The sequence below is a fragment of the Bradyrhizobium sp. 40 genome (assembly GCF_023100925.1).
Taxonomy (GTDB): domain Bacteria; phylum Pseudomonadota; class Alphaproteobacteria; order Rhizobiales; family Xanthobacteraceae; genus Bradyrhizobium.
In genome coordinates, this window is the sequence record NZ_CP064688.1 from 3,258,931 (window position 1) to 3,279,758 (window position 20,828).

General features: G+C 62.8%; 20 protein-coding genes and 1 tRNA gene. 17 read left to right on the forward strand and 4 right to left on the reverse strand.

All coding sequences use genetic code 11. From position 1 onward, the window contains the following. The first annotated feature begins 2 nt into the window (after window positions 1-2). The 8 genes from IVB40_RS15865 (at window position 3) to IVB40_RS15900 (ending at window position 7,609) form a co-directional block, all read left to right on the forward strand. Window positions 3-1,079 carry a nitronate monooxygenase family protein gene (locus IVB40_RS15865; protein ID WP_247819270.1) on the forward strand — a complete coding sequence of 359 codons (1,077 nt, stop codon included), beginning with the start codon at window positions 3-5 and terminating at the stop codon, window positions 1,077-1,079. 76 nt (window positions 1,080-1,155) lie between these two features. Beyond that, entirely contained in the window at window positions 1,156-1,443 is a 288-nt protein-coding gene (gene gatC, locus IVB40_RS15870; protein ID WP_007603335.1) for an Asp-tRNA(Asn)/Glu-tRNA(Gln) amidotransferase subunit GatC, read from the forward strand. 79 nt (window positions 1,444-1,522) lie between these two features. After that, entirely contained in the window at window positions 1,523-1,735 is a 213-nt protein-coding gene (locus IVB40_RS15875; protein ID WP_007611210.1) for a hypothetical protein, read from the forward strand. After that, complete coding sequence (gene gatA / locus IVB40_RS15880) at window positions 1,732-3,207, forward strand: Asp-tRNA(Asn)/Glu-tRNA(Gln) amidotransferase subunit GatA (protein WP_247819271.1); 1,476 nt, start codon at window positions 1,732-1,734, stop codon at window positions 3,205-3,207. The genes IVB40_RS15875 and gatA overlap by 4 nt, the downstream gene beginning before the upstream one ends. After that, window positions 3,198-3,503 carry a hypothetical protein gene (locus IVB40_RS15885; protein ID WP_247819272.1) on the forward strand — a complete coding sequence of 102 codons (306 nt, stop codon included), beginning with the start codon at window positions 3,198-3,200 and terminating at the stop codon, window positions 3,501-3,503. Before gatA ends, IVB40_RS15885 begins: the two co-directional genes overlap by 10 nt. Beyond that, window positions 3,500-4,156, forward strand: coding sequence for an FkbM family methyltransferase (locus IVB40_RS15890; RefSeq protein WP_247819273.1), 657 nt, complete (start codon window positions 3,500-3,502; stop codon window positions 4,154-4,156). Before IVB40_RS15885 ends, IVB40_RS15890 begins: the two co-directional genes overlap by 4 nt. Beyond that, window positions 4,153-5,637: an Asp-tRNA(Asn)/Glu-tRNA(Gln) amidotransferase subunit GatB gene (gene gatB / locus IVB40_RS15895; RefSeq protein WP_247397160.1), complete on the forward strand. Its 1,485-nt coding sequence runs from the start codon at window positions 4,153-4,155 to the stop codon at window positions 5,635-5,637. Before IVB40_RS15890 ends, gatB begins: the two co-directional genes overlap by 4 nt. A 1,705-nt stretch (window positions 5,638-7,342) precedes the next feature. After that, window positions 7,343-7,609 carry a hypothetical protein gene (locus tag IVB40_RS15900; RefSeq protein WP_007611206.1) on the forward strand — a complete coding sequence of 89 codons (267 nt, stop codon included), beginning with the start codon at window positions 7,343-7,345 and terminating at the stop codon, window positions 7,607-7,609. A gap of 149 nt (window positions 7,610-7,758) precedes the next feature. Here the strand turns inward: IVB40_RS15900 and IVB40_RS15905 are convergent. After that, window positions 7,759-7,851: transfer RNA gene (locus IVB40_RS15905), tRNA-Ser, on the reverse strand. A 645-nt stretch (window positions 7,852-8,496) separates the two neighbouring features. On the opposite strand from IVB40_RS15905, the gene IVB40_RS15910 reads away from it, so the two are divergent. The 4 genes from IVB40_RS15910 (at window position 8,497) to IVB40_RS15925 (ending at window position 13,045) form a co-directional block, all read left to right on the forward strand. Next, window positions 8,497-8,874, forward strand: coding sequence for a tetratricopeptide repeat protein (locus IVB40_RS15910; RefSeq protein WP_247819274.1), 378 nt, complete (start codon window positions 8,497-8,499; stop codon window positions 8,872-8,874). Beyond that, a complete protein-coding gene (locus tag IVB40_RS15915; RefSeq protein WP_247819275.1) occupies window positions 8,858-10,039 on the forward strand; it encodes a tetratricopeptide repeat protein in 1,182 nt (393 codons plus the stop codon). The genes IVB40_RS15910 and IVB40_RS15915 overlap by 17 nt, the downstream gene beginning before the upstream one ends. Then, entirely contained in the window at window positions 9,967-11,010 is a 1,044-nt protein-coding gene (locus tag IVB40_RS15920) for a hypothetical protein (RefSeq protein WP_247819547.1), read from the forward strand. The genes IVB40_RS15915 and IVB40_RS15920 overlap by 73 nt, the downstream gene beginning before the upstream one ends. A 460-nt stretch (window positions 11,011-11,470) precedes the next feature. Then, window positions 11,471-13,045 (forward strand): porin, encoded by a 1,575-nt coding sequence (locus IVB40_RS15925; protein WP_247286780.1) that lies wholly within the window; start codon window positions 11,471-11,473, stop codon window positions 13,043-13,045. A 536-nt stretch (window positions 13,046-13,581) separates the two neighbouring features. Here the strand turns inward: IVB40_RS15925 and IVB40_RS15930 are convergent. After that, window positions 13,582-15,987: a lytic transglycosylase domain-containing protein gene (locus tag IVB40_RS15930; protein WP_247819548.1), complete on the reverse strand. Its 2,406-nt coding sequence runs from the start codon at window positions 15,985-15,987 to the stop codon at window positions 13,582-13,584. 294 nt (window positions 15,988-16,281) lie between these two features. Here IVB40_RS15930 and dapA point away from each other — a divergent pair, with 294 nt between their 5' ends. Genes dapA through IVB40_RS15950 form a run of 4 tightly spaced genes read left to right on the forward strand, consistent with a single transcriptional unit; the run spans window position 16,282 to window position 18,773 of the window. Then, window positions 16,282-17,172: a 4-hydroxy-tetrahydrodipicolinate synthase gene (gene dapA / locus IVB40_RS15935; RefSeq protein WP_007603384.1), complete on the forward strand. Its 891-nt coding sequence runs from the start codon at window positions 16,282-16,284 to the stop codon at window positions 17,170-17,172. Window positions 17,173-17,198: 26 nt separating this feature from the next. Beyond that, window positions 17,199-17,642, forward strand: coding sequence for a large conductance mechanosensitive channel protein MscL (gene mscL, locus IVB40_RS15940; RefSeq protein WP_155809647.1), 444 nt, complete (start codon window positions 17,199-17,201; stop codon window positions 17,640-17,642). 59 nt (window positions 17,643-17,701) lie between these two features. Then, window positions 17,702-18,175, forward strand: coding sequence for an SsrA-binding protein SmpB (gene smpB / locus IVB40_RS15945; RefSeq protein ID WP_247361581.1), 474 nt, complete (start codon window positions 17,702-17,704; stop codon window positions 18,173-18,175). A 4-nt stretch (window positions 18,176-18,179) separates the two neighbouring features. Continuing rightward, window positions 18,180-18,773, forward strand: a complete 594-nt coding sequence (locus IVB40_RS15950) for a peroxiredoxin (RefSeq protein WP_247819276.1) — start codon at window positions 18,180-18,182, stop codon at window positions 18,771-18,773. Here the strand turns inward: IVB40_RS15950 and IVB40_RS15955 are convergent. Together IVB40_RS15955 and IVB40_RS15960 are read right to left on the reverse strand one after the other, a co-directional pair. Further along, window positions 18,770-19,444, reverse strand: coding sequence for a uracil-DNA glycosylase (locus tag IVB40_RS15955; RefSeq protein ID WP_247819277.1), 675 nt, complete (start codon window positions 19,442-19,444; stop codon window positions 18,770-18,772). The genes IVB40_RS15950 and IVB40_RS15955 overlap by 4 nt on opposite strands. After that, window positions 19,425-20,072: an NYN domain-containing protein gene (locus IVB40_RS15960; protein WP_106944133.1), complete on the reverse strand. Its 648-nt coding sequence runs from the start codon at window positions 20,070-20,072 to the stop codon at window positions 19,425-19,427. The genes IVB40_RS15955 and IVB40_RS15960 overlap by 20 nt, the downstream gene beginning before the upstream one ends. Before the next feature lie 329 nt (window positions 20,073-20,401). On the opposite strand from IVB40_RS15960, the gene rpoZ reads away from it, so the two are divergent. Continuing rightward, entirely contained in the window at window positions 20,402-20,794 is a 393-nt protein-coding gene (rpoZ, locus tag IVB40_RS15965; RefSeq protein WP_007603391.1) for a DNA-directed RNA polymerase subunit omega, read from the forward strand. The last annotated feature ends 34 nt before the right edge of the window (window positions 20,795-20,828 follow it).

Genomic DNA, 20,828 nt, shown 5'->3' on the forward strand with positions numbered 1-20,828 from the left:
CCATGTGGCCGAACCGTCGACTGATCGATCTCTTCAAGACCGAATTCCCGATCGTGCTGGCGCCGATGGCTGGCGTGATGGACGCGGAGCTGGTGATCGCCGTTGCGCAAGGCGGGGGGCTCGGCTCGCTGCCGAGCGCGATGCTGTCGCCGGACAAGGCGCGCGAGCAGGTCAACATCATCCGGCAGCGCGTCTCCGCGCCGGTGAACATGAATTTCTTCTGCCACACACCGGTTGAGCTCACGGCCGAGGCGGAGGCGCGCTGGAAGCAGCGCCTCGCGGGCTACTACAATGAGCATGGCCTCGATCCCGCCGCACCCATCAATGCCGCAAACCGCGCGCCGTTCGACGCCGGCTTCTGCGAGGTGGTGGAGGAGCTGAAGCCCGAGATCGTCAGCTTCCATTTCGGCCTGCCGGAGGCCGCGCTGCTCAAGCGGGTCAAAGCGGCAGGATGTCTCGTCATCTCGTCGGCGACCACGGTGAGGGAAGCGATCTGGCTCGAGCAGCACGGCGCTGACGCGGTGATCGCACAAGGTGCGGAGGCCGGCGGCCATCGCGGCATGTTCCTGACCGACAAGATCTCTGAACAGCCCGGCACCTTTGCGCTGGTGCCGCAGGTGGTCGACGCGGTGAAGGTCCCGGTGATTGCGGCCGGCGGTGTTGCGGATGGCCGCGGTATCGCGGCGGCGTTTGCGCTCGGTGCTGCCGGCGTGCAGATCGGGAGTGCCTATCTGCGCTGTCCGGAATCCAAGGTCAGTACGGCGGCCCGCGCGGCGCTCGCCGAGGGGCGGGATGATTCCACCGTCATCACCAATGTCATGACCGGGCGGCCGGCGCGCGGTGTCCAGAACCGCCTGATGCGCGAGGCCGGCCCGATTTCGCCGGACGCGCCGCCATTTCCCCATGCCGCAACGGCGCTGGGACCGCTCAAGGCCGCGGCCGAAAAGCAGGGCAGGGTGGATTTCACCAATCTCTGGGCCGGGCAGGCAATCGCCTTGGGCCGCGAGGTCCCGGCGGCTGAACTGACCCGCGATCTCGCCAAATCGGCCCTGGCCCGCCTGAAAGCTCTCGCCGGATAGATCCCGCCGCCGGTTGCGGCGCAAAAGCGGCCTCTGCTATACGGCACATAGGTTTTGCCGTGAGAGGCCTTATATAATGTCCGTCGACGCCGCTACCGTCCGCCGCATCGCGCATCTGGCGCGCATTGCGGTTTCCGAGGGCGAGGTTCCGCATCTGCAGGGCGAGCTCAACGCCATGCTCGCCTTTGTCGAGCAGCTCTCGGAGGTCAATGTCGAGGGTGTGGAGCCCATGACCTCGGTCACCCCGATGCAGATGAAGAAGCGGCAGGATTTGGTCAATGACGGCGAGATCGCCGACGATATCGTTGCCAACGCGCCCGCGACCGAAGGTCACTTCTTCCTGGTGCCGAAGGTTGTTGAGTAATTTACGTAGCGTTTTCGAGCGAAGTGGAAGCCGGTTCGCGTAAAGAAAACGCGTCAAAAGAGTCTCAGGACGAAGTCCGATGTGCATGCTTTGCGACGACGAGAAGGCCTATCAGGCCTACATGAACTATCTCGACAAAATGGAGCGGCAGGGCAAGGCTGCCGACCCCAACGTCGCCGTGAATGCCGTGCTCGACGAGATCGAAGCGGCTGCGAAAGCGGCCGCCAAGAAAGACGACCCGGCCAACGACAAGTCCCTGTCTCCGTTCTTCTGCAGCCCGATCAATAAATGACCGATTTGACATCGCTGACGCTCGCCGAGGCCCGCAAAGGCCTCGCGGCCAAAACTTTCACGTCCCTCGAGCTGACCGACGCGCATCTGAACGCGATCGAATCCGCGCGCGTGCTCAATGCTTTCGTCATGGAGACGCCGGATCAGGCGCGAACCATGGCGCGCGAAGCGGACGCCAGGATCGGGAAGGGCGATGCGGGGCCGCTCGCCGGCATTCCGCTCGGCATCAAGGACCTGTTCGCGACCAAGGGCGTGCGCACCACGGCGTGCTCGAAAATCCTCGGCAATTTCGTGCCGACTTACGAGTCCACCATCACTTCGCAGCTGTGGCGCGACGGCGCGGTGATGCTGGGCAAGCTCAACAATGACGAGTTCGCGATGGGCTCGTCGAACGAGACCTCGTGCTTCGGCCCGGTGGGAAATCCCTGGCGGCGCGACGGAAGCAACACGACGCTGGTGCCGGGCGGCTCGTCCGGCGGCTCGGCCTCCGCCGTGGCGGCGCTGCTGTGCATGGGCGCGACCGCGACCGACACCGGCGGCTCGATCCGCCAGCCGGCGGCGTTCACCGCAACCGTCGGCATCAAGCCGACCTATGGTCGCTGCTCGCGCTGGGGCATCGTCGCCTTTGCCTCCTCGCTCGACCAGGCCGGTCCGATCGCGCGCAGCACGCGCGACGCCGCGATGCTGCTGCGCTCGATGGCCGGCCACGACCCGAAGGACACGACCTCGGTCGACATGGCCGTGCCGGACTACGAGGCCGCGATCGGCAAGTCCGTGAAGGGCATGAAGATCGGCATTCCCAGGGAATACCGTCTCGACGGCATGCCGGCCGAGATCGAAAAGCTTTGGGAAGCGGGTGCGGCCTGGCTGAAAGCGGCCGGGGCCGAACTCGTTGAAGTGTCACTGCCGCACACCAAATACGCCTTGCCGGCCTATTACATCGTGGCGCCGGCGGAGGCGTCCTCCAACCTCGCGCGCTACGACGGGGTGCGCTTCGGCCTGCGCGAGCAGGGCCGGAACGTCAACGAACTCTACGAGAACACTCGCGCCGAAGGTTTTGGCGCGGAGGTGAAGCGCCGCGTCATGATCGGCACCTACGTGCTCTCGGCCGGCTATTACGACGCCTATTATTTGCGGGCCCAGAAGGTGCGCACGCTGATCAAGAAGGACTTTGAGGACTGCTTCGCCAAGGGCGTGGACGCGATCCTGACGCCGGCGACGCCGTCGGCGGCCTTCGGCATCGGCGAGAAGGGTGGGGCGGACCCCGTCGAGATGTACCTCAACGACATCTTCACGGTGACCGTGAACATGGCGGGCCTGCCGGGCATCGCCGTGCCCGCCGGCAAGGACGCGCAGGGCCTGCCGCTCGGCCTGCAGTTGATCGGCCGGCCTTTCGACGAGGAGACGCTGTTCTCGCTCGGCGAGGTGATCGAGCAGGCCGCCGGCCGCTTCACGCCGGCGAAATGGTGGTGAACATGGCGGCGTATATCGGCAGCCTCGTCGGCGCCGCGCCGCCCCCGGATCTCAGCGCGCCGCTCGCCGCACTGTGGTGGGCCGCCAAGGGCGACTGGGATCAGGCGCACAGAATCGTCCAGGACGAGAGCAGCCGCGAGGCCGCCTGGGTGCACGCCTATCTGCACCGGGTCGAGGGCGACCTCGGCAATGCCGGCTATTGGTACCGCCAGGCCGGCGAGCCCGCGGCCACGGATTCGCTAGAAGCAGAATGGCAGCGCATCGTCGATGCGCTGGGTGGGAGTGCATCCACATGAGCGAGCCTGGTTTCACGAGTCCGAAAGCGAAGCCGGAGGATTTATTCGGCCGTTTTCGCGAGATCGTTTCCGATCCGCTCAACCTCCTGATCGAACGCGTCCCGATGGCAGGCCTCGTCGAAGGCGACCAAGTCTATCTGCATAACGGCCTGAAGGTTCCGGGCATCGGGCCCGGAGCGTATTACGGCCCGTTCATCGTCAAGGCCTTCGTCGGCAAGGGCAAATTCGAGGTCGACGCCTTCTTCAGGGACAGGAAGATCAAGCATCTCGACATATTGCATGCCGATATCCAGGCCTTTGAGGTCGAGATGCTGCAGGGCGCGGAGAGCGTGCTTGCCAAGCGCCGTGTCGATTATCTCTTCATCGCAACCCATTCGCAGGCCCACCATTACGAAGTCGTCGATCGTCTCAAGGCGCACGGCTACCGCGTCGAGATCTCCAGCGATTTCGAGGAGCAGAGCACGTCGTTCGACGGCTTCGTGTTCGCCTCCTCGCCGGAAGTCGACGCGCTGTTCACAGAGATCGAGGTGATGGGCCGCCGCGAGATCGCGCTGCGCCAGCCGGCCGATGTGCTTCGATCGCTCAACGGGCTTCTCGAAGCGGGGCAAGCGCGAGCGGCCAAGGGGTCAATGAAGGAACGAGTCGAGCCATGAACGCACCTGCCGCACCCCACAAGCTTCTCAAGGGCTCAACCGGTGACTGGGAGATGGTCATCGGCCTGGAGGTCCATGCTCAGGTGACGTCGAACGCGAAGCTGTTCTCCGGCGCCTCCACCGCGTTCGGCGGCGAACCGAATTCGCATGTGTCGCTGGTCGACGCGGCGATGCCGGGCATGCTGCCGGTCATCAACGAGGAATGCGTCAGACAGGCTGTCCGGACCGGGCTCGGGCTGAACGCGCAGATCAATCTGCGCTCGGTGTTCGACCGCAAGAACTATTTCTATCCGGACTCGCCGCAGGGCTACCAGATCAGCCAGTACAAGTCGCCGATCGTCGGCGAAGGCGAGGTCGTGGTCGAACTCGATGGCGGCAAGACCGCCACGATCGGCATCGAGCGGCTGCATCTGGAACAGGATGCCGGCAAATTGCTGCACGATCAGTCGCCGACCATGTCCTATGTCGACCTCAACCGCTGTGGCGTGGCGCTGATGGAGATCGTCTCCAAACCCGACATCCGCGATGCCGAGCAGGCCAAGGCCTATGTGACCAAGCTGCGCTCGATCCTGCGCTATCTCGGCACCTGCGACGGCGACATGGAGAAGGGATCCCTGCGCGCCGACGTCAACGTCTCCGTGCGCAAGCCGGGCGCGCCGCTCGGCACCCGCTGCGAGATCAAGAACATGAACTCGATTAATTTCATCGGCCAGGCGATCGAGTACGAGGCCAGGCGCCAGATCGAAATCCTCGAGGACGGCGGCGCGATCGACCAGGAGACCCGGCTCTATGACCCCAACAAGGGCGAGACGCGGTCGATGCGGTCCAAGGAGGAGGCGCACGACTATCGCTACTTCCCTGATCCCGACCTGCTGCCGCTGGAGTTCTCGCAAAGCTTCGTCGACGAGCTGAAGGCTGAGCTGCCCGAGTTGCCGGACCAGAAGAAGACGCGCTTCGTCGCGGATCTCGGCCTGTCGTCCTACGACGCCAGCGTGCTGGTCGCCGAGCGCGAGAGCGCGGTGTTCTACGAGACCGTGCTGGAAAAGCTCGCCAACCGCGCGCGCGACGGCAAGGTCGCCGCCAACTGGGTGATCAACGAGCTGTTCGGTCGGCTCAACAAGGAAGGCCGGGATATTACGGACTCTCCGGTCGATGCCGCACAGCTCTCAGGGATCATCGACCTGATCGGCGAGGGTACGATCTCCGGCAAGATCGCCAAGGATCTGTTCGAGATCGTCTGGCAGGAGGGCGGCGATCCCCGCGCGCTGGTCGAAAGTCGCGGCATGAAGCAGGTCACGGATCTTTCGGCGATCGAAAAGGTTGTCGACGACATCATCGCGGCCAATCCCGACAAGGCGGCGCAGGTGAAGGACAAGCCGCAGTCACTCGGCTGGTTCGTCGGCCAGGTGATGAAGGCATCCGGCGGCAAGGCCAACCCGCAGAGCGTCAACGAGCTGCTCAAGTCCAAGCTCGGCATCTGACCTCGCACGTTCGAACGAGGTGACGGACAGGCATCGTCACCTCGCTTTCGGTTCGCGATGCGACGCTCGCGCGCATCTTCGGCGACGAACTTCATCCCGATCGAACGCGATATGCCGACCGAATCGCCGTCACGCGATTCGCGCAAAACGGCGACTTGCACACGCTCCGACGAGCGCTCGCGCCGTTAATCATGAAAATATTTTCGTTGCCAAAAGTCGCGACTCAGAGTCCGCGAAGCGCCCTCGCGAGGCGCTTGCGCGATTGGCGCGATAGGTCACTACCTCGATCGTGCGCGATGCGCGCGTGCAGAAAAATACTTGCTGCATAGTGTTTTTCTGCAGTCGCATCTTTTGCGAACGTCGATGCCGCGGGGACTCTCTGCGCTCGCATGCACACGTCGTGCAGTCCGTTTGCATCGTGTTCGCCAGCGCAGGCGCGTTTCGCCGTCAACACTTCTTTAAGCGAGACGCTGTTTTTTTCGTTGTGTTGGTGTATTCGGGATGAGTGTGCACTCGATCCCCGACTGCATGCAGCGATTAAGCCATCTCACACATCGGAGGGCAACATGGCCAAGAAAGCTAAGAAGGCAAAGAAGGCGAAGAAGGCGAAGAGCGCAGTGAAGAAGACTGCGAAGAAGACCCGCAAGGTCGCCAAGAAGAAGTAACTTCGCTTTTTGAAGTTGCCGGCTCCTAGAGAGCCGGCACGTCATCAGCGCCTTCTCGAAGGTTCTGGTCGACGATAGAGGGTGTCGGCGAGACATCAGGTCAACGGTCGGATCGTTCTCTTTCGCGGGTTCGCTCGCCAAAGGCCGGTCCGGCAGAAGAAACAAGTTTTCTTCGTTCGTGCGGTTCTCCGTAAGGGGCTCCGCAATTTCACAAGTGGCCTTCGGGCCAACGTGGAAGCTGGTCCTGACGTGTTCGCCGACGCCCTCGTTCTCATGAGGCCGGGGTATTGCCGGCATTCCCATATCCCCACATTGTTGATCTGATCGCGGCGTGGCTGTGCTGCCCTTGAGCAGGCAGGGCTATCGCAGATGAAGTCTCAGCGATGCCTTGAGCGAGCGCCTCGTCCTTCGAGACGACTGGTTCGCGGCCTCCTCGGGATGAGGCTCAGCTGCATCCATCTGCGTTGATGTTGCCGCATACTCGTCCCTCTCCTGAGGGCCGCCGCAGGCGGGCGTCTCGAAAGATGGCCGCAGTCGAGCTTCCCGCCATATGTTTCTTCATAGGCGCGCCCTGCTTGAACAGGGAGGCTGCGGCGCAATTGCACGCTGTTCGCGCGCCGCTTCTCATTCGCGGTGTCATCGCCCGGCTCCGACCGGGATCCAGTACGCCGCAGCTTCTCATGGGACCATTGCTGTCTCTGGAATACCGGTGACGAGAGCGGAGGGGACACCACTGCACGCCCGTCACCGTGCGCGATGGTTATCGTTCTCCCAAAATCCCAAGGTAAACCGAATCTGACGAATTGCAGAAGTGCCTGCAAAACCGGGACTTCTTGCATTTGTCGTGCGCGCCTGGGGCGGGCGCGTTTACGTCTGCTTCATCGCGATACTTAAACTGCCATTCAAATTTGCGCGCCATCATTACCTCCAACAAGCCGGCAAACGGCACGGGCAACAAGCCTCGGGGATGAGTTGAACAGTTGATTGGACGGGAGCCGCGCTCGGGGGACGAGGCGGCATAAGAAAAAAGGGGATGCGTTATGTTTCAGGGTACTTTCGATCTGGAGACCGCGACGCCGATCGACGCAGGCGCGCTGTCGGACGTGCTGTTCGAGCGCGGCCTGTATTGGGCGAGCGGTCGTTCCGGTCTCGTCGATCTCGTCGCCGCACATAAATGGTTCAACCTCGCCGCGCTCAAGGGCCGCAAGGACGCCGTGACGCTGCGCCAGGAAGTCGCCGGGCAGATGTCGGACGCCGACATCTCGGCCGCGCAGCGCGAGGCGAGGGCGTGGGTCTCCGCCCACTGAGCGGAGAATCTCGTTCTTGGTTTCACAGGTGAAGCTGATTTGTGCTGAATCAGGTTCCCTCGTGGTCTGCCAACCGGATTCGGAGCGGCATGAGGGCACCGTCGCGTGTCAGGTGAGGGAACGCACAGATCTCAGATTCCGCCGCGGGGTGGCGGAGAGGGAGGGATTCGAACCCTCGATACAGCTTGAGACCGTATGACGCTTTAGCAAAGCGTTGCCTTCAGCCACTCGGCCACCTCTCCGGTGCGAGCCTTATGCATCTAATTACTTGGGCTGGTCAATTTGGAAGCGTGTGTTTTTGCTCGAATATTCCCAGCGAATTCCGAAACCAAGCGGTTTGCTCTCCGCGCGAGAACGCAACGCCGCGATAACGGACACAAAGCTGGAGGTTCCGGCGCCCGTATTTAGAGTGGTTCTGGCGCGGACAAAGGCTCCCTTCAACCACATAAACGATTGATTTTGCTTTCAAATTGGATCGGATGGCCCGCGCGTGGGACGATTGCCGTCGTCGCCGACCGCCTCTATCAAGCGAGTCATTTGCAAGTGATTGATTGTCTCTTTCCGCGATTCGCCACAAGCTATGGAGCGGTGATTGCCCTCAGATCGGCCGACGGGGTCCCGTGTCAGGCTGCGGGAAGGGCGCTCTTACTATTAGTCGGGATAACTCGCTCGCCGGCTGAGGAACTACCCCGTCGCGCCGGAGGTCGCCGCAATCAAGGAGAGCCTGTCCTGGCGCGATTGCTCTTTCGGTTGGAACCGCGCCCTCGAGATCAAAGCTGGGAAGGGCTGCCGGGCTACGCCGCTACGTTCTCATGCCGCTACGGTCTCATCTTGCAATGTCGGGGCCGATGGTATGATTGACCCGACGTCCCGAGGGAGGAATGGACTTGGCGGGTGAACTGCAGACCAAATTTCGACGTGCTGTCGAAGCCTTTCACGCCCATGATTTGGTCAAAGCGGAAAGAATACTGCAGCAGATCGCAAAATCCGCCAGGAACATCTTCGAAGTCGAACATCTCTTGGGCGTGGTGAAGCTCGTACAAGGTCGATTTGCCGAGGCCGAGATGCATCTCAGGGCGGCCGTGGCCCTGAACGGAAGCAGCGACGAGGCCCTCAGCAATTATGGATATGCGCTCAAAGCGCTGAATCGGCCTCAGGAAGCCCTGGCCTATTTCACGCGCGCATTGGCGGTGAATCCGCGCAATCCCCTTTCATATCACAACAGCCCTCGTCGCCTACGACAAGGCGTTGTCGATCAGGCCTGACCTGGAGGCTGCATGGCTTGGTCGAGGCAATGCACTCCGGAATCTCAGGCGGTACGACGACGCATTTGCCACGTACGACCAGGCGCTGTTGGCCAGGCCGGATGTCCCGAGTGCATGGGTTGGCCGAGGTGAAGTTCTCACCGATCTCAAGCGCCACGACGAGGCGCTGGCTGCGTACGACAAGGCGATCTCGATCAAGCCCGACCTCGAGAGCGCGTGGGTTGCCCGGGGGCATGTTTTCTGGAGCCTTAAGCGCTACGACGAAGCCTCGGCAGCCTATGACAGGGCGCTCTCGATCAAGTCCGACCTGGAGAACGCGTGGCTTGGTCGGGGCAACGTGTCCTTCGATCTCAAGCGCCTTGACGAGGCGTTGGCTGCCTATGACAGGGCGTTGTCGATCCGCCCTGATCTGGCGGAAGCCTGGCTTGGCCGCGGCAATGTTCTCACCGAGCTCAAGCGCCGTGACGATGCACTCGCTGCGTACGACCGGGCGCTGTCGATCAAGCCTGATCTCGCCGAGGCGTGGCTTGGTCGCGGCAACGTGGGGTGGGGGCTGAAGCGCTACGAGGAGGCTCTTGCCGCGTATGACAGGGCGCTCGCGATCAAGGCCGACATCGAGGGGGCCTGGATTGGCCGTGGCAATGTCTTTACCGAGCTCGGGCGCTATGACGAAGCCTTCGTCGCCTTCGACAAGGCGGTGTCGATCAGGCCTGACCTCGAGGGGTATCGAGGGTTTGCGTCTTCTTGCGAAGATGAACCTGTGCAATTGGGACAATCTGGACGAAGAGATCGGCCAGTTGACGGCAGCAATACGACTCGGAAGGCCAATAGTTCTCCTTTTGCTTTGCTGTCCCTGACGGATTCTCCCGATGATCAGCTCAGCTGCGCCAGGACTTGGGTGAGGGCAAAGCTCCCGCATGTCTCCAGAACGAGGTCAGGTAATCCGTCGCCACGACAAGATCCGGGTCGGATATGTTTACCCGACTTTCGCAAGCATCCGGTCGGGTACCTCACTGCCGAGATCTTCGAGAGTCACGATCCCGACCGCTTCGAGACGTACGCGTTTTCTATGGTCCTGACGACAACCGCGATCTGCGCAAGCGGCTCGAAAAGTCATTTCATCGCTTTGTCGATTGCGAGCACAAGCTCGACGGTGAAGTCCTGAAAGCGATCGACGATGCGCAGATCGATATTCTTGTCGATCTTGCTGGCCACACGCACAATGCCAGGCTGTCGTTGTTCGCGGCCAGTCCGGCTCCGATCGTCGTCAACTATCTTGGGTTCGCGGGGACGTTGGGGAGCGGGGAGCTAGCCGACTACATCATTGCCGATCCGATCGTGCTGCCAGATCAAAACAGCGAATTCTTCGACGAGAAGGTCGTTCGTTTGCCCGGCAGCTTCATGCCGCGTGATAATCGCGTCGGGACAATCGACGATGCTGCGCCCGATCGGGCCGACCACGATTTGCGGCAGGAATGGACTGTGTTTTGCTGCTTCAACAACGCCTACAAGATCAATCCGGCTGTCTTTGGCTCCTGGATGAATATCTTGAAGAGCGTGGACCAGTCGGTCTTGTGGCTGTCCGACGTCGGCGAGATCGCAAAATCGAATCTGCGGAAGGAAGCCAAGGGCAGGGGCGTCGACCCGGATCGCCTGGTGTTTGCAAGGCGCGTTGCGTCTTCATCCGAACATTTGGGGCGCCATCGCCTCGCCGACCTCTTCCTGGATACGCTGCCCTACAACGCACATACGACGGCCAGCGACGCGCTGTGGGCTGGTCTGCCGGTGGTGACCCACATCGGGAATAGTTTCGCCGGCCGCGTGGCGGCAAGCTTGCTGAGCGCTGTCGGCCTGCCTGAGCTGATCACGCGAACGCGTGCGGAGTATGAAGCACTCGCGATCGAGCTGGCGCTTGATAAACAGAAGCTGGCGGATATTCGCGGACGGCTGCAAGGGAACCACCTGACCGCATCACTGTTTGATGCGGCGCTCTACGCGAGGCGGCTGGAGACAGCTTACGAGGCTATGTATCAACGACATCAGGCAGGCTTGCCGCCGGACATATCGATGTTCAAGCGCGGGGATGATGAGGACGACGGTCGCAGCCACTTGATGGTTAGGCGAGCCAATTCCTAAGGAGTGGCGCGCGCCGAGTCCCTAGTTGATTCCACGATTCGGACGCCTCAGACCGACAGCAGAGCGTCTCCACGGGTGTGAGGGGCCGGTGCCGGAACTTTTGACGGCAAATGAAACCCGTCGAAAAAATCCAATAAATTCAAGGTGTTACAAAGTCGCCCTGATCACATCTGCGTGTTATTTGTGCAACACCCGCCGGAAAACACGCTCCACCGGCTCGTTCTGAAGCGTTCTGTTGTTGTGTGTGCAAGGGCGTTCGGTAATTGTGACTGAGCGACGGAGGGGGGCATCCCGAGGTCGTCCCGTCTTAGGTGGTTCGCTTAAGTCCCTCGCGTTCAGCGGGTGTGTCCGAAGGCGCGAAGCGACTAAGCGGTGAATTTAAGGGACAAGGGAACCAACCTTAGGGTGTCTTCACCCAGCGGATCCGGAACCTTCCCTATGGCAAACTTGGAGGTTTAACATGAAGTTGGTTAAGAGCCTTTTGCTCGGTTCCGCAGCGGGTCTGATCGCTGTCGGCGGAGCGCAGGCAGCCGATCTCCCCGTGAAGGCCAAAGCGGTCGAATACGTGAAGATCTGCTCCCTGTACGGTGCGGGTTTCTACTACATCCCCGGCACGGACACCTGCATCAAGCTGGGTGGTTATCTGCGCGCTGAAGTCGCGCTGAACACCAACTCGGACTACAGCGGTCAGTTCACCGGCAATAACGGTTCCCGCAACCGTCTGACGAACTACTACACCATGCGCGCTCGTGAAGATCTCAACATCGACACGCGCACCGCGACCGAGTACGGCGTTGTCCGTACCTTCTTCGACGGCGTGTTCTCCTGGACGACCGGCAACTACAACGGCACCGGCAGCGCGACTGGCACGACCGCCTACAGCAGCACGCTGGCCCTCAACACCTCGGGTGCGGCCCCGGCTCTCGTCGGTTCCTCGATCAACGGCAACGACGGCGGCACCTCGGGCGGCTCGCTCGGCGTGTACTACGCCTTCATCCAGTTCGCTGGCTTCACGATGGGTAAGGCCGTGTCGCAGTTCGACGCGCCTTGGACCAACTACCCGGGCAACAACTACGACGGTCTCGTCGGCGGCAGCGGCACGGTCACTGGTGTCAACCAGTTCTCCTACACCGCTGACTTCGGTCAGGGCGTGACGGCAGCGTTCTCGGCTGAAGATAGGGCGGCCTACTATGACGCCGGCAACCTGAACATGACCGGCGCGTCTGCGGCTGGCATTCTTGGTGGCTCGTATGGCTCCAACGCCATCGGCGGCACGCGTTCGCCGAACCTCGTTGGTATGGTCCGCGTCGACCAGGCCTGGGGTCTCTTCCAGGCGTCGGTGGCTGCACATGACAACCACGTTGCCTACTACGGCGCGACCGAACCCACCGGTCATCCCGATGATAAGTGGGGTTGGGCGGTTCAGCTCGCTCTGTCGATCAAGAACATCCCGACCGGTGCGGGTGACGTGATCAACATCCAGGGCGTCTACACCGACGGTGCGACCCGCTACAACTTCCAGAACCTCGCGGGCAGCAGCTACTCGATGTTTGGCAGCTCCGGCGTTGCCTACCAGAGCGTCGGCTTCGCCAATGCTCCGGACACCGTGTTCGTCACGGGCAGCCAGCAGGAAACGGTCAAGACCTGGGGCTTCCGCGGTGCGTACACCCACAACTGGGACCCCTACTGGAACACCGCGATCTACGGTGCTTACGCCCAGGCCCAGTTCGGTTCCTTGGCCAAGACCACGATCTGCGGCGCCGGTGGTGCTGGTGGCGTGTTCGGCGGCATTGCCGGTGTGACGGGTTGTAACCCGGACTTCGCCGTCGGCTCGGTGGGTCTCATCACCCGCTGGACCCCGGTCAAGAACTTGACGTTCTCGGCTGACGTTGCCTGGACCCGTATCGACCAGAAGTATTCTGGTGTCATTGGCACCGTTACTCCGTCCGGTACGACGGGCAAGCCGCTTGCAGCCTACGAGCTGAAGGATCAGGACACCGTTACCCTGCTCCTCCGCGCTCAGCGCAACTGGTAAGTTCGGTCTAACGACCTGATAGAAAGCCCCGGCGGGAAACCGCCGGGGCTTTTCGTTTGCCGGTGATGCTTGTTTTTGCCTCCGCCCCATGGCGACCGCGTTGGAGCGTCGCTGTCCATTGCTCGATCGTTCGTCGTGACCTGATCGAAGCTGCGTCGGGGAGAGGGGATCTCTGCGCTGCACGCCAGCCCCGACCGAGGCGCGCGGTTCTGGCCGTCGTTGAACCATCGCGGACTTGCGAACCCCGCTTATCAGGTGTTCAGCCGGAAGGGATCGATGCCTTCTTGGAGCCGCAGGGCAACGGAGAGCTCACCGATCTGACCGCGACCCTGCAGGCCGAAGAGCTTGGCAGCTCCACAAGGTTCTGACAGTTCCAAGGGCTCTGGCAATCTCGAAGATACTGGCACTCACGAGGCGCGTGTCGAGAAAGCCCCGCTGACGATTGCACGCCAGTTCTTCTTCGGTGGCTCAAGTCCCGGCGACGTTGGCGGTCGCCACCAAAAGGCTTCCCGGCAGCGAGTCGAGGGAAGATGCCTCTATTCCACGCTACCGGCGCCGCGGCGCAAATCGGCTTCGATCTGCAACCGCGTGCCACCGCCGAAGCGGGCGCGGTAGACCTGAAGGTTCTCCATGATCCGCTGCACGTAGTTGCGTGTCTCGGAGAACGGAATCAGCTCGACCCAGTCGACCGCGTCGACCTTGGGGTCGCGCGGATCGCCGTAGCGATCGATCCACTTCTTCACACTGCCGCGGCCGGCATTGTAGGCGGCAAAGCTCATGATGTAGGAGCCGCGATAGTCCTCGAGCAGCCCACCGAGCTCGGCCGAGCCGAGCGTGGCGTTGTAGGCCGAATCGTTCTTCAGACGCCCCAGATCGTAGGTCCCGCCGTGCCGCTTGCAGACGTAGCGCGCGGCGTCCGGCGTCACCTGCATCAGCCCATACGCCTGGGCCGGCGAGACGACCGAGGGATTGAAGGCGCTCTCCTGCCGCGCGATGGCGTAGATGATGCTGCGCTCGACCTCGGGGCCGATCGGCGTGAACTGCGGAATGCCGTTGACGGGATAGGCATAGAAATCGAACGGCAGCCCGCGATTGAGCGCGGCCTTGCCGAGCAGCAGCATGCCGCGCGCGTCGCTGTGGCGCTGGGTGAGCTCGCCAAGGCCGGCTAGCGCTTCGGGATCGCCGTTCTCGCCCATGTCGGCGAGCAACGGTATCGCCATCTCGCGCTCGTCGAGCTCATAGAGCAGCTGCGCGGCGCGCACGATCTCCAGCCGTTCGGCACCGCGGCTGCGCGGCTGAGCGTTGAGCTCGATCTGCGGCAGGCCGAGCTTGGCGCGTGCGAGCTGGCCGTAATAGCTGGTGGATTGCTCGGCGGCCCGCGTGTAGGCGTTGCGCGCCTCCTGCTGGCGGCCTGCAGCTTCCGCAGCGCGGCCCTGCCAATAGCCGGCGCGCGCCAGCGTGGTCGGATTGACGCTGCCGATCCCGATTCGGGCAAAATGCTGGGTGGCAGCCGCGGGATCGTTGAGGAAGCGTAATGCGATCCAGCCGGCTGTGAACTCCTGCTCGGTCTTGTAGATGTCGCGCGAGGGCAGGGCGGCATCGCGCGCGATCAGATAGGCGCTGCGGAATTCCTCGGTGTCGATCATCTTGCGCGCCAGGAGGCGCCGCTCGATCCACCATTCGTCGAGATTGTAGAGCCGGCCCGGATCCTTCGGTGCCGACAGCATGAGCTGGGCGGCTTCCGCAAATTTCTCCTCACGGCGCAGCAGCTGGATCTTGCTGAAGATGAAGCCGGGATCGCCGTGCAGCTCGCGCGGCACGGCTTCGAGCAGCGCTCGGGCATTCGGCGCTTTCTTGAGCGAGGCGATGCGGGCCTTGGCGAGTGCGACATAGCCGGCGCCGAGGCGCTTCGCAGCACGCAGTGCAGCCTCGTTCTCGCTGCCGTAGAGCAGCGTGTCCATCCGCGCCTTCTGATCGCCGGGCGTCAGCAGCGCGCCGAACTGGTCGAGTGCGTTGTTCTCGGTGTCTTCCGACATCGGGTCGCTGCGCCAGGCATCGCGCACCAGACGTTCGGCGTTGGCGCGGTCGCCGCGCGCCAGCATCGCCTTGGCGAGCGTGAAGCGGCCCTTGGCGGACACGGGCGATTCGTTCTCGAACCACGACCACGCGACCTGGTCGTCGCGCCTGTCGTCCCACATCGCGGCCTCGAGGCGCCGGCGCAGGAAGGTCTGTGACGGCCAGCTCGGATTGGCGGAGAGGAAGGCGCGGTAGCGCTCCACAGTCGCGCCATTGTCCTCGCTGCGCAGGATGATCCATTCCGCGAGTTTTCGCGCGACGGGATCCGAGATCGTGGCCGCCGCATTGGTGGCGTCGCCCGCCTTGCGCTTGCGCACGAGCTCGATCACGGTCTCCAGCGTGTCCTTGTCGGCTTGCGACGTCGAGGAGGTCGCAGCAACCGCAGCCGGTGTGACCGGCTTGCGCGGGGCGGCATGCTGGCGGGTAGCAGGAGCCAGGACAGGAGCCGCGACGGGCCTGGCGGGGGCCGGGGCGGTCGGTCTGACGATGGCCGTCGCAGCCGGCGCGGGGGCGGTCTTCGGGACCGAGCCGCCAGCTGTCGGCGTTGACTTTGGCGCGGCAGCGGTAGGCTTCAGCTTGTCGTTCGCAGGTTCCTTGCCTGCGTTCTTGCCAGCATCCTTGCCCGCATCCTTGGCAGGCTTCTTCGCGGCATCCTTGGCGGGGGCACTGGTCGCGCCCTTGCTTGCCCCCTTGGCGGCGTCCTTCGGAGTTTCCTTGCCGGCTCCCTTGGACGCACCTTTCGCAGTGTCCTTGGCGGCTGGCTTGGCTGCGGGTTTCGCGGTTTCCTTCGCGGTTTCCTTGGCCGTTTCCGCGGTTGTCTCATTGGATTTGGCCCAGGCGGCGCAGCCGGCCGACAGCCCTGCCATCAGGCACACGATCAGGCCGGTGGATCGCCATGCGGCGCGCGGAAATGAGATCACGGCGTTTCGTCGCCCCGAATCAGTCAATTGGCTCAAGACCTAGCTGTACAAGATCTGGCTGTATTTGATTGAATATGCGGACAAATTACCAACAGCCGCTTACCTTCGCCCGGTTTGCACCACCACCGCGGCAAAATCGCGGCCTAAACGGTGCGTCAGACGGGAGCGGGTCTTTTACCGGCGGGATAGACCCGATATGAATGCGCCTGCGCTCAAGATTGCCGCGTACGGAGGAAGTCCATGGCAGCCAAGACAAAATTCCGGGGATCGTTCACCGCCTTGGTCACGCCGTTCAAGAACGGCTCGCTGGACGAGGCGGCGTTTCGCTCCCTGGTCAACTGGCAGATTTCAGAGGGCACCAACGGCCTGGTTCCCGTCGGCACCACCGGAGAGAGCCCGACGCTGAGCCATGACGAGCACAAGAAGGTCGTCGAATGGTGCATCGAGGAAGCGAAAGGCCGCGTGCCTGTCGTCGCCGGCGCCGGCTCCAACTCGACCAAGGAGGCGATCGAACTCGCCCAGCACGCCGAGAAGGCGGGCGCGAACGCGGTTCTGGTCGTGACGCCCTACTACAACAAGCCGACCCAGGAAGGCATGTACCAGCACTTCAAGGCGATCAACGACGCGATCGGGATTCCGATCATCATCTACAACATCCCGCCGCGCTCGGTGATCGACATGTCGGTCGACACCATGGCGCGGCTGTGGGAGCTCAAGAACATCGCCGGCGTCAAGGACGCCACGGCCAGCATGGTCCGCGTCTCGCAGCAGCGCGCGGCAATGGGCGAGGACTTCAACCAGCTCTCGGGCGAGGATGCGACCATCCTCGGTTACATGGCGCATGGCGGCCATGGTTGTATCTCGGTGACCTCGAACGTCGCGCCGCGGCTGTGCTCCGAGTTCCAGGCCGCCTGGGCGAAGGGCGACCATGCCACCGCGTTGAAGCTGCATGACAAGCTGATGCCGCTCCACAACAACCTCTTCATCGAGAGCAATCCGGCGCCGATCAAGTACGCGCTGTCGCTGCTCGGCAAGCTCGACGAGACGCTGCGGCTGCCGATGGTGCCGGTCACCGAACCGACCCGCGTTGCCGTGCGCAGCGCGATGGTTCATGCTGGCCTCATCAACTGACGCGCTAGCCGATTGGGGAATTTTTCATGGCGATCGAGGAAAGAGGCACGCGGATGCTCACGGAGTTCCGCGAGTTCGCCATGAAGGGCAACGTCGTCGACCTCGCGGTCGGCGTCATCATCGGCGCGGCCTTCGGCGCCATCGTGACGTCGCTGGTCGGCGACGTGATCATGCCGATCATCGGTGCGGCCACCGGCGGTCTCGACTTCTCGAACTACTTCACGCCGCTTTCGGGCAAGGTCACCGCCGCAAATCTGGCGGACGCGAAAAAGCAGGGCGCCGTCTTGGCTTGGGGCAACTTCCTCACGCTGACGATCAACTTCATCATCATTGCCTTCGTGCTGTTCCTGGTGATCCGTGCCATGAACAAGCTGAAGCGCAAGGACGAGGCAGAGCCTGCCGCTCCGCCAAAGCCGTCGGCCGAGGTCGAGCTGCTGACCGAGATCCGCGATCTCCTCAAGAAGTCTTGACGCGCGCGCTTCATCCAAACTGTTAGCGTCCTCGCGCATCTCGATCAGGTTTGTCTTCCATGGCCGACAAGAACGAACGTCCGATCAAGGTCATGGCGGAAAATCGCAAGGCCCGCTTCAACTATGCGATCGAGGATACGATCGAGGTCGGCATTGCGTTGACCGGCACCGAGGTCAAGTCGATCCGCAGCGGCAAGAGCACTATCGCGGAATCCTACGCCGATTCCAAAAACGGCGAGATCTGGCTGATCAACGCCACCATTCCGGAATATCTCCAGGGCAACCGCTTCAATCACGAGCCCAAGCGACCGCGCAAACTGCTGCTGCATCGCAAGCAGATCAACAAGCTGATGGGCGCGGTCGACCGCGAAGGCATGACGCTGATCCCGCTCAAGCTTTACTTCAACGAGCGTGGTCGCGCGAAATTGCAGCTCGCGGTTGCAAAGGGCAAGAAGCTGCACGACAAGCGCGAGTCCGAGAAGAAGCGCGACTGGAGCCGGGAGAAGGGCCGCCTGATGCGTGCGAGGGGATAGCGGGATGACTCAGAGAAACCTGCTCGAGGTCGATTGGAGCCGGATTCCCGCACCCGCGGACGACGGTGGTGCCGCGCACCTGAAAGGCATGACATTGCCGCCGGTCAGCCTGCTCGCGACTGACGACACGTCGGTCGCGCTGTCGGCGCTGCGTGGCCGGACCGTGGTGTTCGCCTATCCGCGCACCGGCGAGCCCGGCAAGATCGCGCTGGTCGACGATTGGGACATGATCCCGGGCGCGCGCGGTTGCACGCCGCAGACCTGCGCATTTCGCGATCTGTTCGCCGAGCTGAAGGCCGCCGGTGCCGCGCAGGTGTTCGGCCTCTCGACCCAGAGCAACGCGTACCAGACCGAGATGGCCTCGCGGCTGCATCTGCCGTTCCCGGTGCTCTCGGACGACAAGCTGGCGCTGACGCGCGCCCTGAACTTGCCGACCATGGAGGTCGCGGGCCTGACGCTGATCAAGCGCCTCGCGCTGATCGTCGACGACGCCAGGATCACGCATGTGTTCTATCCGGTGTTTCCGCCCGACCGAAACGCCGGCGATGTCCTGGACTGGCTGAAGGGCAATCCCGCCACGGGCTCGTCTAAGGATTAGTCGAGGTCGGCCTTCACCTTCGCGAACACGGAGCGGAACATGTCCGGCGTCAGCACGCGGGTGTTCGTGTTGTAGCGGGAGCAGTGATAACTGTCGTAGAGCCTGAATGCGCCGGCCTGATGCACGGCGCCGTGGCCGAAGGGGGCCTGTGATCCCTTCAGGTTCAGCGGCTTGAGCACGGTGTCGTGCGCAATACGCCCGAGGGCGACGATCGCGCGCAGGTTCGGCATCGTTGCGAGATTCGCCGCGAGGAACTGCCGGCAGGTGTTGATCTCGACCGGCAGCGGCTTGTTCTGCGGCGGCACGCAATGCACCGCATTGGCGATCCGACAGTCGACCAGCTTCAGGCCGTCGTCGGGACGCGCCTGATATTTGCCCTTGGCGAAGCCGTATTCGAGCAGCGTCGCGTAGAGTAGGTCGCCGGCATAATCGCCGGTGAAGGGACGGCCGGTACGGTTGGCGCCCTGCATCCCCGGCGCGAGGCCGACGATCAGCAGGCGCGCCTTGATGTCGCCGAAAGGCGCAACCGGTGCATTGTGCCACAATGGCTCGCGCGCGCGGTTCGCCTCGCGAAAGGCGACCAGGCGCGGACAGAGCGGACAGTCACGGTCGGGGACGAGGCTGAGAGGCTGGCGGCTTGATTGGGCCGCCTCACTCCTCGAAGTCGTCATCGCCCCTCGCCGGCGCCATCGTGGTCGCGCGCTGGAGGAACTGCGGAGCGTGGTGGCGCGCCTCGCGGTCGCCGCGGTCACGCGGGGCGGGGCGCTCGGACGGGTCGCGACCGAGCTTGGACTGCAGCTCGACGAGGTCGGTGAAGACGTCGGCCTGCCGGCGCAGCTCGTCGGCGATCATCGGCGGCTGGCTCGCGATCGTGGAAATCACGGTGACCCGCACGCCACGGCGCTGAACGGCCTCGACCAGGGAGCGGAAGTCGCCGTCACCCGAGAACAGCACCATCTGGTCGATGTGCTCGGCGAGCTCCATCGCGTTCACGGCGAGCTCGATGTCCATGTTGCCCTTGACCTTGCGGCGGCCGGAGGCGTCGATGAACTCCTTGGTCGCCTTGGTGACGACGGTGTAGCCGTTGTAGTCGAGCCAGTCGATCAGCGGGCGGATCGAGGAGTACTCCTGATCCTCGATGATGGCGGTGTAGTAGAACGCCCTCAGCAGCGTCCCGCGACTCTGAAACTCCTTCAGCAGGCGCTTGTAATCGATGTCGAAGCCCAGAGTTTTCGCCGTCGCGTAGAGATTGGCTCCATCGATGAAGAGCGCGATCTTGTCGGAAGAGGAAGGTGACATTCAGTTTGCTCGCGTAGAGTTCGTGATTGATCGTTTATTGTTGGCGCGGCGACAGCAAGCCGCGCACTTCTAAAGTCCCGCCGAAACCCGTCGAAACCGCAAATCCGGAGAAGTCGGGGCAATCAAGGTATAGTTATGGCCAACTTGCACAGTCCCGGCGCCGCCGTCGCCGGCAGCCCGGGAAACCACCCATCCCAGCCCCAATGTGGGGGTAGCAGAGCCGTTTGGCGAGGCCAAATCACAAATTGGCCTTGCGAAACCCTGCCGGCCCCTATAACTACCGCCATTCATCCACATATTTCGTCCCACCCACAACGGAGCGACAGTCGATGGCTCGCGTCACCGTAGAAGATTGTATCGACAAGGTCGACAACCGGTTTGACCTGGTCCTGCTGGCCGCCCACCGCGCCCGCATGATTTCGTCTGGTTCACAACTAACGGTTGACCGCGATAACGACAAGAACCCTGTTGTGTCTTTGCGCGAAATTGCTGAGACCACCATTTCGCCGGAGGACCTCCGCGAGGAGCTGGTGCACTCGCTGCAGAAGTTCGTCGAAGTCGACGAGCCCGAGCCGGACACCGTACCGCTGATCGGTTCCGCCGGTGCAAGCGTGGATGCAGACGATACCGAAGTCGCCGTTGAGCGCATGACGGAAGAAGAGCTCCTGAAGGGTCTCGAAGGCCTGGCGCCGCCCGAGGAGCAGCCCGAGGAGGACGAGTAATCGTCCCATCGCGCTCATCGACTTCTTTGTGATC